The following is a 14,332-nucleotide window of genomic DNA, read 5'->3' as shown; positions in this document are numbered from 1 at the left end:
CCGGTGGCGCCACCGGGGCGCCGCCCCGACATAGGAGGGGCCGATCGTGTACGCACGCTCTACCACCATCCAGGCACAACCCTTGTCGGTCGACATTGGAATCGCGCACGTTCGCGATGTCGTGATGCCCGCTCTGCAGGCGATCAACGGATATGTCGGGTTGTCGCTGCTGGTTGACCGACAGTCGGGTACCTGCATCGCCACCAGCGCCTGGGAGACCCTGGAGGCAATGCGCGCCAGCGCCGAGCGGGTCGCTCCCGTCCGGGATCGGGCCGCGATGATGTTCTCCGGCAACGCGCGGGTCGAGGAATGGAATATCGCCATGCTGCACCGCGACCATCACTCGCATCCCGGAGCATGCGTGCGGGCCACCTGGCTCAAGGTGGTGCCCGATCAGATCGAGCGATCGCTGGACTTTTACGGCATGCATGTGTTGCCCGAGATGGAGGGGTTGGACGGGTTCTGCAGTGCCAGCCTGATGGTTGACCATCCCGCCTGCCGGCGCGCAGTGTCATGCACCACGTTCGACACGATGGACGCGATGGCCCGCAACCGCGACCAGGCGACCGAGTTGCGCAGCAGGCGGGTCCGCGAATTGGGCGCCGAGGTGCTTGACGTGGCCGAGTTCGAGCTGGCGATCGCCCACCTACGCGTACCTGAGCTGGTCTGACGTCTGACCCGGCGTCGAGTGTGCGCCGGTGGCGTCGAGCGTGCGCCGGTGGCGTCGAGCGTGCGCCGGTGGCGTGTTCAGGGCCCGTCGGCCGCCGTAGTTACACTTTGAAAACCATACGCGCACACTCGAAGCCGCGGATGCACATTCGATGCCTGCTCGATCCCTCCGCGCTGCCGTCAAGGCAGGGCGTCACCCGGAAAGCCTCGGCAAGGGTGTACCTCGTAGGTGAATACGCCCGCGGCGACGCCCGGGTCATCGTTCATGATCGCCGCGGTGTCGTCCACCGTCGCCGCGAACACCCCGATGCCGCAGACGTCAGACCCGTCGGTGACCGGCAGCACCACCGCCAGCACACCCTCGTCGCGCAATCCGAAGTTGCGGCGCCCGTGCTCCCAGACGATGGCCGGCGCCGCCCCGTCACCGAACTTCGGTCCCTGCTTGAGGATGACGACGCTATAGGGCTTGGCGGTGGGCAGCAGTTGGTTCATCTCGTCGTCGGTGAAGACCTTCATGCCCGTCCCCGTTTCTTGCGGATGATCGCCCGTAGCCGGTCCAGCCGGCCGGCCATATCCCGTTCGCCACCGCGACCGGTGGGCCGATAGTAGTCCACACCCACCAGCTCGTCCGGCGGATACTGTTGAGCCACAACACCATCCGGGTCGTCGTGAGAGTACTTGTAGCCCTGCGCGTTGCCCAGCGCTGCGGCACCGGAGTAGTGCCCGTCGCGCAGATGAGCCGGGACCAGGCCGGCTTTGCCGGCCTTGATGTCGGCCATCGCCGCGGCCAAGGCCGTGGTGACCGCGTTGGACTTCGGCGCGGTGGCCAAGTGCACCGTGGCGTGGGCCAGCGTCAACTGAGCCTCCGGCATGCCGATCAGTGCCACGGTCTGAGCGGCAGCGACCGCGGTCTGCAGCGCGGTCGGGTCGGCCATGCCGATGTCCTCGCTGGCCAGAATCATCAGCCGCCGCGCGATGAACCGGGGGTCCTCGCCGGCGACGAGCATGCGGGCCAAATAGTGCAGTGCGGCGTCGACGTCGGAACCGCGCACTGACTTGATGAAGGCGCTGACGACGTCGTAGTGCTGGTCACCGTCGCGGTCGTAGCGGACGGCGGCCCGGTCCAGGGAGTGTTCGATCGCCTCGACGGTGACCTGCTCGGTGGCCTCAGCAGCCACCTCCAGCGCGGTCAGCGCCCGGCGCGCGTCCCCGGCGGCCAATTGCACCAGCAACTCGACGGCCTCGGGCGTCACCACCATGCGCCCCCCGAACCCGCGGGGATCCTCGATCGCACGCTGCACGACGATCCGAATGTCGTCGGGGGTCAGCGGCCGTAGCTGCAGGATCAACGATCGCGACAGCAGCGGGGCCACCACCGCGAAGGAGGGATTCTCGGTAGTCGCGGCGACCAACAACACCACCCGGTTCTCCACCGCCGACAGCAGTGCGTCCTGCTGAGTCTTGGAAAACCGGTGCACCTCGTCGATGAACAGCACCGTTTGCTCACCGGCAAGAAGCCCCCGCCGCGCCTCGTCGATGACGGCCCGGACTTCCTTGACCCCGGCCGACAACGCCGACAGCGCCTCAAACCGGCGTCCGGTGGCCTGCGAGACCAGCGCTGCCAGCGTCGTCTTGCCGCTTCCGGGCGGACCGTAGAGGATCACCGACGCCACGCCCGACCCCTCGACCAGGCGGCGCAGCGGCGACCCCGCCGCCAGCAGATGGTCCTGCCCGACGACTTCATCGAGCGACGCGGGACGCATCCGCACCGCCAGCGGCGCGCCGGCTGACACGTCGAGGCCATGATCGGTCGGCTTCGGTGCGCCGGGCAGGTCGAACAGACCGTCGGACACGCTTCAGACATACCACGCGAGCACTGAGGAAGCCGAGGCGTCGCACGCGCCGGGTCGCTACCCGAAAAAGAAAAAGGAGCACCACCAACCCGCGCGCCTCCGGCCCACATTTGCTAAGTTCCGGTTTGCTAATTCCACGCGCATACCAGGCGAGAGCGAACGACCAGCCACTTAGGACAGCGATGAGCCAGCCGCCAGAACACCCAGGCACTCCGGCCGACCCCCAGGGCGGCGAACACAGCACCGCGGGCTACCCGCCGCCTCCCCCGCCGCCGGGTTACGGGACCACGCCGCCGCCGCCGGGTTACGGCGCGCCTCCGCCGCCCGGTTACGGCGCACCGCCACCCGGTTACGGCGCACCGCCTCCCCCACCACCCGGTTATGGCCCGCCGCCCGGCGGCTACTCGGCTCCCGGCTACAGCGCCCCGCCCCCGCCTCCCGGCTATGGCCCGCCGGGAGCACCTGCGCCGGGCTACCCGCCTCAGCCGGGTTTCGGGGGACCGCCGAAGTCGGGCTTCAACGTGGGCGAAGCGATCAGTTGGGCGTGGAACAAGTTCACCAAGAACGTCGCGGCGCTGGTCGTGCCGCTGGTCATCTACGGCCTGGCGATTACCGCGGTGATCGGTATCCCGCTGGCGATCGCCTTCGCGACCGCGCAAAAAACGTCGACCACCGTTGTCGAGTACGACTACAGCTACCACAGCACGTCCGCAGAGTTTTCCGCGATCGGCTGGATCCTCACGATCATCGGCTACATCGCCGTGTTCTTCGTGGTGGCCTACATGCATGCCGGCCTGGTCAGGGGCTGCCTCGACATTGCCGACGGCAAGCCGGTCAGCATCGGAACGTTCTTCAAGCCGCGCAATGTGGGCACTGTGGTGCTCACCTCATTCCTGCTGGCCGTCGCGGCCATGGTGCTGTCGTGCACCATTGTCGGGCCGTTGGTCTTGGCTTTCTTCGCCCAATTCGCGATTGCGTTCGTCGTCGACAGATCCCTGTCGCCGATCGAGTCGATCAAGGCCAGCATCGCGACCGTTCGGGGCGAACTCGGAAACAGCGCGCTGTCCTGGCTGGTGCAGTATGCGGCCGTGCTGATCGGCGAACTCGCATGCTTGGTAGGCTTGGTTGTCGGCGTTCCGGTTGCCGCGCTGGTCCAGGTCTACACCTACCGCAAGCTGACGGGTGGCCAGGTGGTGCCGATCGAGCAGTCGGCACCCCCGGGCGGCTATCCGCCCGCACCACCGCCAGGGCAGCAGTACGCATAAGCCCGGCCGGAACCAGCGGGTTCGGCGCAGCGAACGCTGTGTAGGCGAGGGCAGTCCCTGATGTTGCGACAGTAATGGCGCCCGCCGACGTGACGTGGGGAACGGGTCGAGCGGTGGCCGATGCCGACCACCTGCTGGACGGTTACCGCACCGCGCGAGCCCAGCAATCGCTCTTCGACCTGCGTGACGGTCCGGGAACCGGCTACGACGAGTTCGTCGACGCCGACGGGAAGGTGCGGCCGGCCTGGACGGAGCTGGCCGACACCGTCGCCGAGCGCGGCAGAGGGGGGCTGGACCGGCTGCGCACGATCGTGCACAGCCTGATCGACCACGACGGCATCAGCTACACGGGGGCCGATTCCACCCGCGACGAGCACGGCGCCCACGGCCTGGAGCCCGGACCTTGGCGCCTGGACACGCTGCCGCTGGTGGTGTCAGCCGACGACTGGGCCGTCCTGGAGGCCGGCCTGGTGCAGCGGTCACGCCTGCTCGATGCCGTGCTGGCGGACCTCTACGGACCCCGCAGCCTGCTCACCGAGGGCGTGCTGCCCGCCGAGTTGGTATTCGCCCATCCCGGTTATGTGCGCCCGGCTAACGGGATCACGGTGCCGGGGCACCAACTTTTCCTGCACGCCTGCGATCTCAGCCGGATGCCCGACGGCAGCTATCGAGTCAACGCCGACTGGACGCAGGCGCCCTCGGGGGCAGGTTATGCGCTGGCCGATCGGCGGGTGATCGCCCACGCGATCCCGGACTTGTACGAAAGGATTGCGCCGCGGCCCACGACCCCGTTTGCCCAAGCGTTGCGGCTGGCGTTGATCGACGCGGCTCCCGACGTCGCCCAAGACCCGGTGGTGGTGGTGCTCAGCCCGGGCATCTATTCCGAGACGGCCTTCGATCAGGCGTATCTGGCGACGCTGTTGGGTTTCCCGCTGGTGGAAAGTGCGGACCTGGTGGTGCGCGACGGCAAGCTGTGGATGCGCTCGCTGGGAACCCTCAAACGCGTGGACGTGGTGTTGCGCCGCGTCGACGCCGACTACGCCGATCCGCTGGATCTGCGCGCCGATTCCCGGCTCGGCGTGGTCGGTCTGGTGGAGGCCCAGCACCGCGGCACCGTGACCGTGGTCAACACGCTGGGCAGCGGCATCCTGGAAAGCCCCGGCCTGCTGCGGTTTCTGCCCGAGCTGGCCCGGCGCTTACTGGGCGAAGACCCGTTGTTGCCGACAGCTCCGGTCTACTGGGGCGGCATCGCCAGTGAACGCTCACACCTGCTGGCCAATCTCTCCTCGCTGCTGGTCAGATCCACGGTTGGCAGGAAAACCCTCGCCGGGCCAGCACTTTCGTCTCGGCAGCTGGCCAAGCTGGCGGCGTGTGTCGAGGCGATGCCGTGGCAGTGGCTCGGCCAGGAGTTGCCGGCGTTCTCCTCGGCGCCCACCGACCACGCCGGGATGCTGACCTCGGCCGGCGTCGGCATGCGGTTGTTCACGGTCGCCCAACGCGGCGGCTATGCGCCGATGATCGGCGGCCTGGGCTACGTACTGGCGCCCGGCGCGGCCGCATACATGCTGAAATCCGTTGCAGCAAAGGATGTTTGGGTGCGGCCGACAGAGCGGGCGATTGCTGAGGCGGTGACGGTCACCACCTGGCCGCCGTCGCTCCTCCCGGCCAAGACCGGCGCGGGCACCCGTGCGGTCAGCTCCCCGCGGGTGCTCTCGGACCTGTTCTGGATGGGGCGTTACGGCGAGCGCGCCGAGAACATGGCACGGTTGCTGATCGTGGCCCGGGAGCGCTATCACGTCTTCCGCCACCAGCAGCACACCGAGGAAAGCGAGTGCGTGCCGGTGCTCATGGCCGCGCTCGGCCAGATCACCGGAACCGACACCGGGGCCGCTCACGACCACGCCGAGATGATCGCCGTCGCCCCCTCGATGCTGTGGTCGATGACCGTGGACCTGGAGCGGCCGGGATCCCTAGTCCAGTCGGTGGAAGGGCTGGCGCTGTGCGCCAGGGCGGTGCGCGACCAGCTGTCCAACGACACCTGGATGGTGCTGGCCGGCGTCGAGCGCGCCGTCGCGTTGCGGTCGGACCCGCCGCAGTCACTCGCCGAGGCCGACGCCCTGCTCGCCGAGGCTCAGGCGCAGACCCTGGCCGGGATGTTGACGCTGTCCGGGGTGGCCGCCGAGTCGATGGTGCGCGACGCGGGCTGGACGATGATGGACATCGGCAAGCGGATCGAGCGTGGCCTCTGGCTGACCGCGCTGTTGGCGGACACGCTGACCACGGTTCGTGGCGTGGCCGCCGAACAAACCATCATCGAGTCGACGCTGGAGGCCTGTGAGTCCTCGGTCAGCTACCGGCGCCGCACCGTGGGCAAGGTCAGCGTCGCCGCGGTCACCGACCTGATGCTGTTCGACCCGCAGAACCCGCGGTCGCTGGTGTATCAGCTGGAGCGGCTGCGGGCCGACCTCAAGGACCTTCCCGGCTCGTCGGGATCGTCGCGTCCCGAGCGGATGGTCGACGAGATCAACATCCGGCTGCGCCGCTCGGATCCAGCCGAGCTGGAGGGCGTCGTCGACGGGCGCCGCGCGGATCTGGCCGACCTGCTGACCGCAATACATGCCGCGTTGCGCGACGTTGCCGACGTGATCACCGCGACACAGTTGAAGCTGCCCGGGGGCATGCAGCAGCTGTGGGGGCCCGAGGAACGGCGGACGATGCCGGCCTAATTCGCCTGTCCCATTATCGAACGGGTAGTGGCAATCCCGAAAGCTGGACCGCGCGAAGGGATAGCATTTCCTGCCGATTGGTCGATGGCGATGGCGCAACCGCGCGCCGACATGCTCCGGCACCGGTTAGGAAATCAGCAGCCATCGGTCGGGATTCGCCTCTCCCCATTCGGGCGACCGCTACACTGCGCTCCACCGCGCATCATGTGGGTTGGCTGGCTCTGGCGACGCAACAGCCCGCGTGCCTGCAAATCCGGATGGGTTATCCGTTGACGGCGGATTCGTCGATGACGGTGTGGATGAACTGCATCTTCGCCAAAACCGCGGCCGGCAGCACAAAGGGGTACAGGTCGTCGCGGCCCATCGACCGGTTCACCATGTTCAGCGACCAGGACAACGGCAGCCACATGTCGATGATGGCGGGAAAAGCGCTGGGGCCCAATGCCGGCCGGTCGAAGGTTGCCGACGCCGGGGCAAAACCGCACCAGGCCGCGGTGTCCAGGGCATCGCGGATGTGCAGGTAGTGGGCAAACGTCTCGGCCCAATCCTCGGCGGGGTGCATGGTCGCATACGACGACACGTAGCCGTCCTGCCAACCCGGCGGCGCGCCGTCACGGTAATGCCGGTCCAGCGCCTGCTGGTAGTCGGCGTCCGGGTCGCCGAACAACTCGGTGAAGCGCGCCCGGTGGTCGCCGGACGGGTCGATCAGCCGGTAGAAGTAGTAGTGCCCGATCTCGTGACGGAAGTGGCCGAGCAGGGTTCGGTACGGCTCGTCCATCTCCACCCGCAGCTGTTCGCGGTGGACGTCGTCGCCCTCGGCGAGGTCCAGGGTGATGACGCCGTCGGCGTGCCCGGTGATCACCTGCTCGTGCGCACTGGACAAGAGCCGGAATGCCAGCCCGTGGTCGGGATCCTGGTCGCGTCCGACGATCGGCAGCTTCAGCTCGTGCAACTCGGCGATCAGCCGCCGCTTGGCCGCCTCGGCTCGGGCGAACCCCGCCAGACCCACGGTGTCGACGTCGTTGGGCCGCTCGACAGTCAGCGCACACGACGTGCACAACCCATTGGGCTGGTTCACCGGAACCAGCCAATTACATTGGGCGAGGTGCAAATTGGCGCACAGTTGATACTCCTCGGCGGGCACCGCCCCGGCGTGCCCGGTGGCGCCGCGCTCGGCGATCACCAACAGTGCCATCTGGTCGAGAGAAAAACCCAGCGCACTGCCGCAGGACAGGCACACGGAGTTCTCGAAGGTCAGGCGCTGGCCGCAACTGGGACAGTGAAAGTCACGCATCGAGCGCTTCACCGCCGAAGGGCACGACGTCGACCCCGACGTCGATCACGGTGTGCTCGGAGTTGGTGTAGATAATGCCGCGCAACGGCGGCACATCTGCGTAATCACGGCCACGGCCGACCACGATGTAACGCTCGTCGATCAGTTGGTCGTTGGTGGGATCGAGACCCAGCCATTCGAACTGGCCCGGCTGTTGGGGCGTCCACACCGCCGCCCAGGCATGGGTGGCGTCAGTACCGATCATCCGATCCTTTCCCGGCGGCGGGTCGGTAGCCAGATAACCGGACACGTAGCAGGCTGCCAGCCCGTTGGCGCGCAGGCAGGCGATCGCCAACCTGGCAAAGTCCTGGCATACCCCTTCCCGGGCAGTCAGCACCTCGTCGACCTTGGTGGAAACGGTGGTCGACCCGGAACGGTAGGTGAAGTCGGTATAGATCCGCGTCGTCAGCTCGCGCAGTACCTCGACCAACGGGCGGCCCGGAACGAAGCTGGGAGCGGCGTACTTTCGCACCTCGTCGGTGATCTCCGGCGGGTCCAAGTCCAGCGCGAAGTCGACTGCCAGCGCACCGCGCGGCGCACCCGGCCGAGCGGCCTCCCACGGCTGCAGCGCCGGACCGCTGGTATAGAGCCCGGATGCCGGCGGCGCCACGTCGACGATGGAGTCGCCGGTAATGGTCAGGGACCGGTGCGGTTCGGTGACATGGAAATAAGAGCTGATGTTGCCGTAGGTGTCGCGGCTGGTGGAGCTGTCGGCGGGGGCGGGATCGATGGTCAGCCGGTGTGCGACACAGCGCTGGCGCGGCGAGCTGCGCGGGGTGAGAAACCCGCGGCCGTAGGAGCTGGTCACCACGTCGGAGTAGCGGTATTCGGTGCGGTGCGTGACTCGATAACGCTTGACGGCCGGCGAGTCGAACCGCGCGTCAGCAGGCCCATCAAACGGCAGGGACAACAACTCACTCCTGACTTCTCGACGCCCAACCCGCGACCGCCACGCCGGCCACGGGACGAATCCCGCACCACCGGCACCCTATCGCCGAACACCAGCACGCCGTCCCGAAGGAGCTGGCAGACCTTACTTTCGCGGGCTGGGGAGGTCGATCAGCTCCTGTAAGTCGTCGGCGCAGGCGCACACGATGTCGGCCAGCACCACCTGATTCTTGTCGCGGGCCCCGGCCTCCAGTTCCGCTGCGCGGTCTCTGGCCGCGCTGGCATGGGCGCCGGCCGCTGCGGGTTCGTCGTCGGCAACGGCCATACCGGCGGAGAGCTCGGTCAGGGCGATGTGCAGCGGACCCGGGACTTGTCCCCGGTGGAGCCGGGTGACCGCACGAGATAGCTGCAGCACGCCGCTGACCAGCATCGCCAATCGCGCCGACTGTTGTTCGATGCCGAGCAGGGTGTTGCGCGCAATCCAGCGGCGCGGAGCCCGGGTGGCCACGACCGCGGTGGTGCGGGCCTCGGCCAGCCTGCTGAGCTGGTCATGCAGCCGGTCGTAGGCCGACATCGGCCAGTCCGGAGCGGCGCGGGAAGGATCATCCAGCACGTCGGCCACCTCGACCAGCGTCTCGCGCAGTGCCGCCAACACATCGGCGCGGGCATCGCACAGGATCTGCACCGGGTCGGGCGGAAACAACAACACCGCGAACACCAGAGCCAAGCCGCCGCCGATCACCGCGTCGAACAGGCGCTCGGCTACGACACCGGCGGTACCGGCGAATACCAGCACCAGCACCGACGAGACCGCGGTCTGGTTGACGAACATCAGGCCTTGGGCGATGAAGCCGCGTCCGCTCAGCACCGCGACGCACAGCGCGACGAAGACCGCCACCGCCATGGTGGTCGGTCCGGCGCCCAGCAGGGCGTGTACCCCGGCTCCGAGCACGATCCCCAGCGCCACCCCGATGATCATCTGCGCCGCCCGTCGGGCCCGCAGAACATTGGTCGCCGACATGCACACCACGGCCGAGATCGGCGCGAAGAACGGCTGCCGGTGGTGCAGCACGTCGTGAGTCAGATACCAGGCCAGGCCGGCCGCCACCGAGGTCTGGGTGATCGGCCACACCACGGCGCGCAGACGCTGCACCGCCGCCGGGCCGCCGTCAGCCACCAGGGCAAGCCGCGAAGTCCTCATCAGGGTTGCTTACCGCAGGACGGGATGCGCCGCGCACCCGCCTCGGGCGTGTCTCCTAAGCGCGGTCAGCCGGTTTGGGCTTGGCGTCAATTCCGGATTCCTTGCGCTGCTGGGCGGTGATCGGCGCGGGCGCGTTGGTCAGCGGGTCGACGCCGCCGCCGGTCTTGGGGAACGCGATCACCTCACGGATCGAATCGGCCCCGGCCAGCAGCGCCGTGATCCGGTCCCAACCGAACGCGATCCCGCCGTGAGGCGGGGCACCAAACATGAAGGCTTCCAACAGGAAACCGAACTTCTCTTCGGCCTCCGCCTTGTCCAGACCCATCACCGCGAACACCCGCTCCTGGACGTCGCGGCGGTGGATACGCACCGAGCCGCCACCGATCTCGTGGCCGTTGCAGACGATGTCGTAGGCGTCGGCCAGCACGCCGCCCGGATCGGAGTCGATGCGGTCCTCGAACTCGGGCTTGGGCGCGGTGAACGCATGGTGCACCGCTGTCCACGCCCCCGAGCCGACCGCGACGTCACCGGCGGCCGTGGCGTCGTCGGCGGGCTCGAACAGCGGCGGGTCGACCACCCAGACGAAGGCCCAGGCGTCGGGATCGATGAGGTCGAGCCGGTGGGCGATCTCGCTGCGCGCCGCCCCCAGCAGGGCCCGCGACGACTTCGCCGGGCCCGCCGAGAAGAAGATGCAGTCGCCGGGTTGGGCCCCGACGTGGGCGGCCAGACCGTCGCGCTCACCGTCGGACAGATTCTTGGCCACCGGCCCACCCAGCGTGCCGTCCTCGCCGACCAGCACGTAGGCCAGCCCGCGGTGCCCGCGCTGCTTGGCCCACTCCTGCCAGCCGTCCAGCGTCCGCCGCGGCTGCGACGCTCCGCCGGGCATCACCACGGCGCCGACGTAGGGCGCCTGGAAGACCCGAAATGTGGTGTCTTGGAAGAACTCCGTACACTCGACAAGCTCGACACCGAACCGCATGTCGGGTTTGTCGGAGCCGAAGCGCCGCATGGCTTCGGCGTAGCTGATCCGCGGGATCGGCGTCGGAATCCGGTAGCCGATCAACTCCCACAGCGCGGTCAGGATCTCCTCGGAAATCGCGATGATGTCCTCGGCGTCAACGAAACTCAGCTCCATGTCGAGCTGGGTGAATTCGGGCTGGCGGTCGGCGCGGAAATCCTCGTCCCGGTAGCAGCGGGCGATCTGGTAGTAGCGCTCCATCCCGGCCACCATCAACAACTGCTTGAACAGCTGCGGGCTCTGCGGCAAAGCGTAGAACGAACCCGGGTGCAACCGGGCCGGCACCAGGAAGTCGCGCGCCCCTTCCGGGGTGGAGCGGGTGATCGTCGGGGTTTCGATCTCGACGAAGTCGTGGCGCGCCAGCACGTTGCGGGCTGCGGCATTGACCTTGGAGCGCAATCGAATTGCCGATGCCGGGCCGTCGCGGCGCAGGTCGAGGTAGCGGTACTTCAACCGCAGTTCCTCCCCCGCGGGCTCGTCGAGCTGGAACGGCAGCGGCGCGCATTCGCCGAGCACCGTCAGGGCGGTGGCATTGACCTCGATATCGCCGGTGGCGATCTCGGGGTTGGCGTTGCCTTCCGGACGGATCTCGACCACGCCGGAGACCGTGATGCAGAATTCCGCGCGCAGCCGATGCGCCTTGGCCAGCACCTGAGGATCGCGGAAGACCACCTGCGCCACTCCGGAGGCATCGCGCAGATCGATGAAGATGACACCGCCGTGGTCGCGGCGCCGAGCCACCCAGCCGGCCAAGGTCACCTGCTGCCCGGCGTCGCGATCCCGTAGTGAACCAGCGCCGTGGCTGCGCAGCACAAGACTCCCTTTCACGCGGTTGGAATGACTGCCCAGTCTAAATGGCCGCCTCCGCGGGCCAACGAACCCGGTACTTTATGGCTCATCGCCTCCAACATCGCTGTGGTCGGTCCCGGCGCCGTCGGCACGACGGTCGCCGCGCTGCTGCATTCGGCCGGCCACCGGGTGCTGTTGTGCGGCCACACCCCTCGCGGCGGCATCGAACTGCGGCCCGACGGCGCGGATCCCATCGTGGTGCCCGGTCCGGTACACACAGATCCCGACGACGTCGCCGGCCCGGTCGAGGTGGTGATCCTGGCGGTCAAAGCCACCCAGAATGACGACGCCCACGACTGGCTGGCCCGCCTGTGCGACGAGCACACCGTGGTGGCCGTCCTGCAAAACGGGGTGGAACAGGTCGAGCAGGTGCAGCCGCACTGCCCGTCGTCGACCGTCGTGCCCGGCAGCGTGTGGTTTTCCGCGGAGACCCAACCGGAGGGCTGGGTGCGATTGCGCGGCGAGGCCGCACTGGTGCTGCCGACCGGGCCGACGGCGGAAGCCGTGGCCGAACTGCTGCGCGACGCGGGCGCCCGGGTGGACTGCGACCCCGATTTCACCACGGTGCTGTGGCGCAAACTCGTGCTCAACGCGCTGGCCGGATTGATGGCGCTGTCCGGGCGACGGTCCGGAATGTTCCGCCGCGACGACGTCGCCGCGTTGTCGCGCCGCTATGTCGCCGAATGCCTGACGGTCGCGCGCGCCGAGGGTGCCCGGCTCGGCGACGACGCGGTCGAGGAGATGGTGAATCTGTTCCGGTCTGCCCCCGAGGACATGGGCACCTCGATCCTGGCCGACCGGGAAGCCCATCGGCGCCTGGAATGGGACTTGCGCAACGGAGTGATCGTCCGCAAGGCCCGCGTCCACGGCCTGGCAACCCCGATCAGCGATGTCGTGGTGCCGCTGTTGGCCGCGGCCAGCGACGGCCCGGGCTGACCGGTCGGTCAACGTAAAGCGCCGCGCGATAAGCTTCGGTTATCGTCCGAGTCAAAGAAGCGATCGTCTTCGTCGCGGTGAAAGCTGGTGCAACTCGGTGGGTTTCGGGCACCATCGAAGCTCGATTACTCGGGCGGACGGCGCCGAAGGCAGCACCGACATCAGCCACGCGAACAGCAGCACCACATGACGGATCGCAAGATCGGACTCAAGCCGGTCGGAGCCGGGATCGCCATCGCCGCCATGGGCGTCGCGGCCGGCGCTGTCCTCGGTCACGACGAGGGCGGCCGCACACACGCGATAACGCACGAGGTTTTGTTTCAAGAGTCGCACGCCTCGATCCACTCGGCGTGCTTCACCATCGTCGCCGACCACATCCCCGACTAGGGCACGTAACAGCATTTGCCGCTCAGCCGGCTATCGGCCGGCTATGGCGATCCGTTCTTTCCCGGGGTGCCCAGCGTGCCGGCGCTGCCGCCTTTGCCTCCGCTTCCGCCGTTGACGCCGTTGCCGCCGTTGCCGCCATCGCCGTATACGGACGGGGCGAACATGCCGTTGGCCGCTATTCCGGCGTTGCCGCCGTTGCCGCCATTAGCAGCCCCGACGCCGCTACCCGCGTCGCCGCCGTTGCCACCCGAGCCGATGATGCCGCCGCCGTCGGCGCCGGCACCGCCATCGCCGCCGGTACCGGTGGGAGCCGCGCCGCCGTGCCCGCCGGCCCCGCCCATCCCGACCCCACCCCCAACCGCAAAGCCGCCGTTGCCGCCGGCGCCGCCGGTGCCGCCGGTTCCGGTGGCGGCCCCACCATCCCCACCGGCGCCGCCACCGTAGAAGCCCCAAAGCGTGGTGACGCTACTCCCGTTGCCTCCCGCGCCGCCGGTGCCGCCGATCCCGCTGGCGGCCCCACCATCCCCGCCTGCGCCGCCGTAAAACAGCCCAAACCCGAGGATGTCGAAGAAAGGAGGAGTGAGACCGCCGCCACCGCCGGCCCCACCGATTCCAGTGGTAGCTGCGCCGCCGGCACCGCCGTCGCCCGCCAGCACTATGGCGATCGCAGCGATGCCGTAAGAAGCGCCGGCACCGCCGAAACCGCCGTCGCCACCACTAGTTCCGGCACCGCCGTGCCCGCCGTCGCCGCCGATGCCGACGCCGGCTACCACGGGGCTGTAGGCGATGCCCAGGCCGCCGTTACCGCCGCCTCCGCCGCCTCCCGTGGAAGCATCGCCGCCATGCCCGCCGGCTCCGCCCACCGCCGCGAACAGACTCCCGGCGGTGCCGCCGCCACCGCCGCCACCGCCGAATCCGCTGGTGCCCGGACCGCCGGCGCCGCCGGCCCCGGCAAAGGCCGCGAGTGCGCCGGAGGCGTCGCCGCCGTCACCTCCCTGACCGCCGTTGACCCCGGCGCCCGTGCCGGCGTGCCCGCCTTCACCGCCCACTGCAACCAACAGACTCTCTCCATTTCCGCCGTCGCCGCCGAACCCGCCGGTACCCGGGCCTCCGGCACCTCCGGCCCCGCCAATTGCTGCGAGTACGCCGTAAGCGCTGCCGCCGGCACCTCCATTGCCGCCGCTGACCGCGAGGCCGATGCCGGCGT

Annotated in this window: 12 protein-coding genes; 5 read left to right on the top strand and 7 right to left on the bottom strand. The window is 68.7% G+C overall.

From position 1 onward, the window contains the following. Nucleotides 1-46 precede the first annotated feature (46 nt). Complete coding sequence (locus tag B4U45_RS25705) at nt 47-670, top strand: hypothetical protein (RefSeq protein ID WP_075513417.1); 624 nt, start codon at nt 47-49, stop codon at nt 668-670. Nucleotides 671-849: 179 nt separating this feature from the next. Here B4U45_RS25705 and B4U45_RS25700 read toward each other — a convergent pair whose 3' ends face one another. Together B4U45_RS25700 and B4U45_RS25695 are read right to left on the bottom strand one after the other, a co-directional pair. Further along, nucleotides 850-1,185: a YciI family protein gene (locus tag B4U45_RS25700; RefSeq protein WP_075547231.1), complete on the bottom strand. Its 336-nt coding sequence runs from the start codon at nt 1,183-1,185 to the stop codon at nt 850-852. Beyond that, nucleotides 1,182-2,522, bottom strand: a complete 1,341-nt coding sequence (locus tag B4U45_RS25695; protein ID WP_083155760.1) for a replication-associated recombination protein A — start codon at nt 2,520-2,522, stop codon at nt 1,182-1,184. The genes B4U45_RS25700 and B4U45_RS25695 overlap by 4 nt, the downstream gene beginning before the upstream one ends. Before the next feature lie 182 nt (nt 2,523-2,704). Here B4U45_RS25695 and B4U45_RS25690 point away from each other — a divergent pair, with 182 nt between their 5' ends. Together B4U45_RS25690 and B4U45_RS25685 are read left to right on the top strand one after the other, a co-directional pair. Beyond that, complete coding sequence (locus B4U45_RS25690; RefSeq protein ID WP_075547233.1) at nt 2,705-3,787, top strand: hypothetical protein; 1,083 nt, start codon at nt 2,705-2,707, stop codon at nt 3,785-3,787. Nucleotides 3,788-3,861: 74 nt separating this feature from the next. Continuing rightward, on the top strand, nt 3,862-6,513 hold the full coding sequence (locus tag B4U45_RS25685; protein ID WP_075547234.1) for a circularly permuted type 2 ATP-grasp protein: 2,652 nt from the start codon (nt 3,862-3,864) through the stop codon (nt 6,511-6,513). Nucleotides 6,514-6,775: 262 nt separating this feature from the next. Here the strand turns inward: B4U45_RS25685 and B4U45_RS25680 are convergent, their stop codons facing one another. From B4U45_RS25680 to aspS, 4 genes are all read right to left on the bottom strand, one after another. Continuing rightward, nucleotides 6,776-7,807 (bottom strand): zinc-binding metallopeptidase family protein, encoded by a 1,032-nt coding sequence (locus B4U45_RS25680; RefSeq protein ID WP_075547245.1) that lies wholly within the window; start codon nt 7,805-7,807, stop codon nt 6,776-6,778. After that, nucleotides 7,800-8,750 carry a transglutaminase family protein gene (locus tag B4U45_RS25675; RefSeq protein WP_371687143.1) on the bottom strand — a complete coding sequence of 317 codons (951 nt, stop codon included), beginning with the start codon at nt 8,748-8,750 and terminating at the stop codon, nt 7,800-7,802. The genes B4U45_RS25680 and B4U45_RS25675 overlap by 8 nt, the downstream gene beginning before the upstream one ends. Nucleotides 8,751-8,879: 129 nt before the next feature. Then, nucleotides 8,880-9,935, bottom strand: a complete 1,056-nt coding sequence (locus B4U45_RS25670; RefSeq protein ID WP_075547236.1) for an FUSC family protein — start codon at nt 9,933-9,935, stop codon at nt 8,880-8,882. Nucleotides 9,936-9,990: 55 nt separating this feature from the next. After that, a complete protein-coding gene (gene aspS, locus B4U45_RS25665; protein ID WP_371687129.1) occupies nt 9,991-11,781 on the bottom strand; it encodes an aspartate--tRNA ligase in 1,791 nt (596 codons plus the stop codon). 9 nt (nt 11,782-11,790) lie between these two features. Between aspS and B4U45_RS25660 the strand changes: the two genes are divergently transcribed. Then, on the top strand, nt 11,791-12,738 hold the full coding sequence (locus tag B4U45_RS25660; protein WP_082275415.1) for an oxidoreductase: 948 nt from the start codon (nt 11,791-11,793) through the stop codon (nt 12,736-12,738). A 186-nt stretch (nt 12,739-12,924) separates the two neighbouring features. Next, entirely contained in the window at nt 12,925-13,125 is a 201-nt protein-coding gene (locus B4U45_RS25655) for a hypothetical protein (RefSeq protein WP_083155748.1), read from the top strand. A gap of 41 nt (nt 13,126-13,166) precedes the next feature. Here the strand turns inward: B4U45_RS25655 and B4U45_RS25650 are convergent. After that, nucleotides 13,167-14,332: hypothetical protein (locus B4U45_RS25650; protein WP_219859545.1), on the bottom strand; the 1,166-nt coding region annotated here is incomplete at its 5' end.

Origin of the sequence: Mycobacterium persicum, assembly GCF_002086915.1 — a bacterium.
Classification (GTDB): Bacteria; Actinomycetota; Actinomycetes; order Mycobacteriales; family Mycobacteriaceae; genus Mycobacterium; species Mycobacterium persicum.
This window is presented reverse-complemented; position numbering and strand designations above follow the sequence as displayed.

Excerpts from the sequence above, each read along its gene's own strand:
- B4U45_RS25700 (WP_075547231.1), bottom strand. The coding sequence starts at position 1,185 with ATGAAGGTCTTCACCGACGACGAGATGAACCAACTGCTGCCCACCGCC.
- B4U45_RS25690 (WP_075547233.1), top strand. The coding sequence starts at position 2,705 with ATGAGCCAGCCGCCAGAACACCCAGGCACTCCGGCCGACCCCCAGGGC.
- B4U45_RS25685 (WP_075547234.1), top strand. The coding sequence starts at position 3,862 with ATGGCGCCCGCCGACGTGACGTGGGGAACGGGTCGAGCGGTGGCCGAT.
- B4U45_RS25680 (WP_075547245.1), bottom strand. The coding sequence starts at position 7,807 with ATGCGTGACTTTCACTGTCCCAGTTGCGGCCAGCGCCTGACCTTCGAG.
- B4U45_RS25670 (WP_075547236.1), bottom strand. The coding sequence starts at position 9,935 with ATGAGGACTTCGCGGCTTGCCCTGGTGGCTGACGGCGGCCCGGCGGCG.
- B4U45_RS25660 (WP_082275415.1), top strand. The coding sequence starts at position 11,791 with ATGACTGCCCAGTCTAAATGGCCGCCTCCGCGGGCCAACGAACCCGGT.
- B4U45_RS25655 (WP_083155748.1), top strand. The coding sequence starts at position 12,925 with ATGACGGATCGCAAGATCGGACTCAAGCCGGTCGGAGCCGGGATCGCC.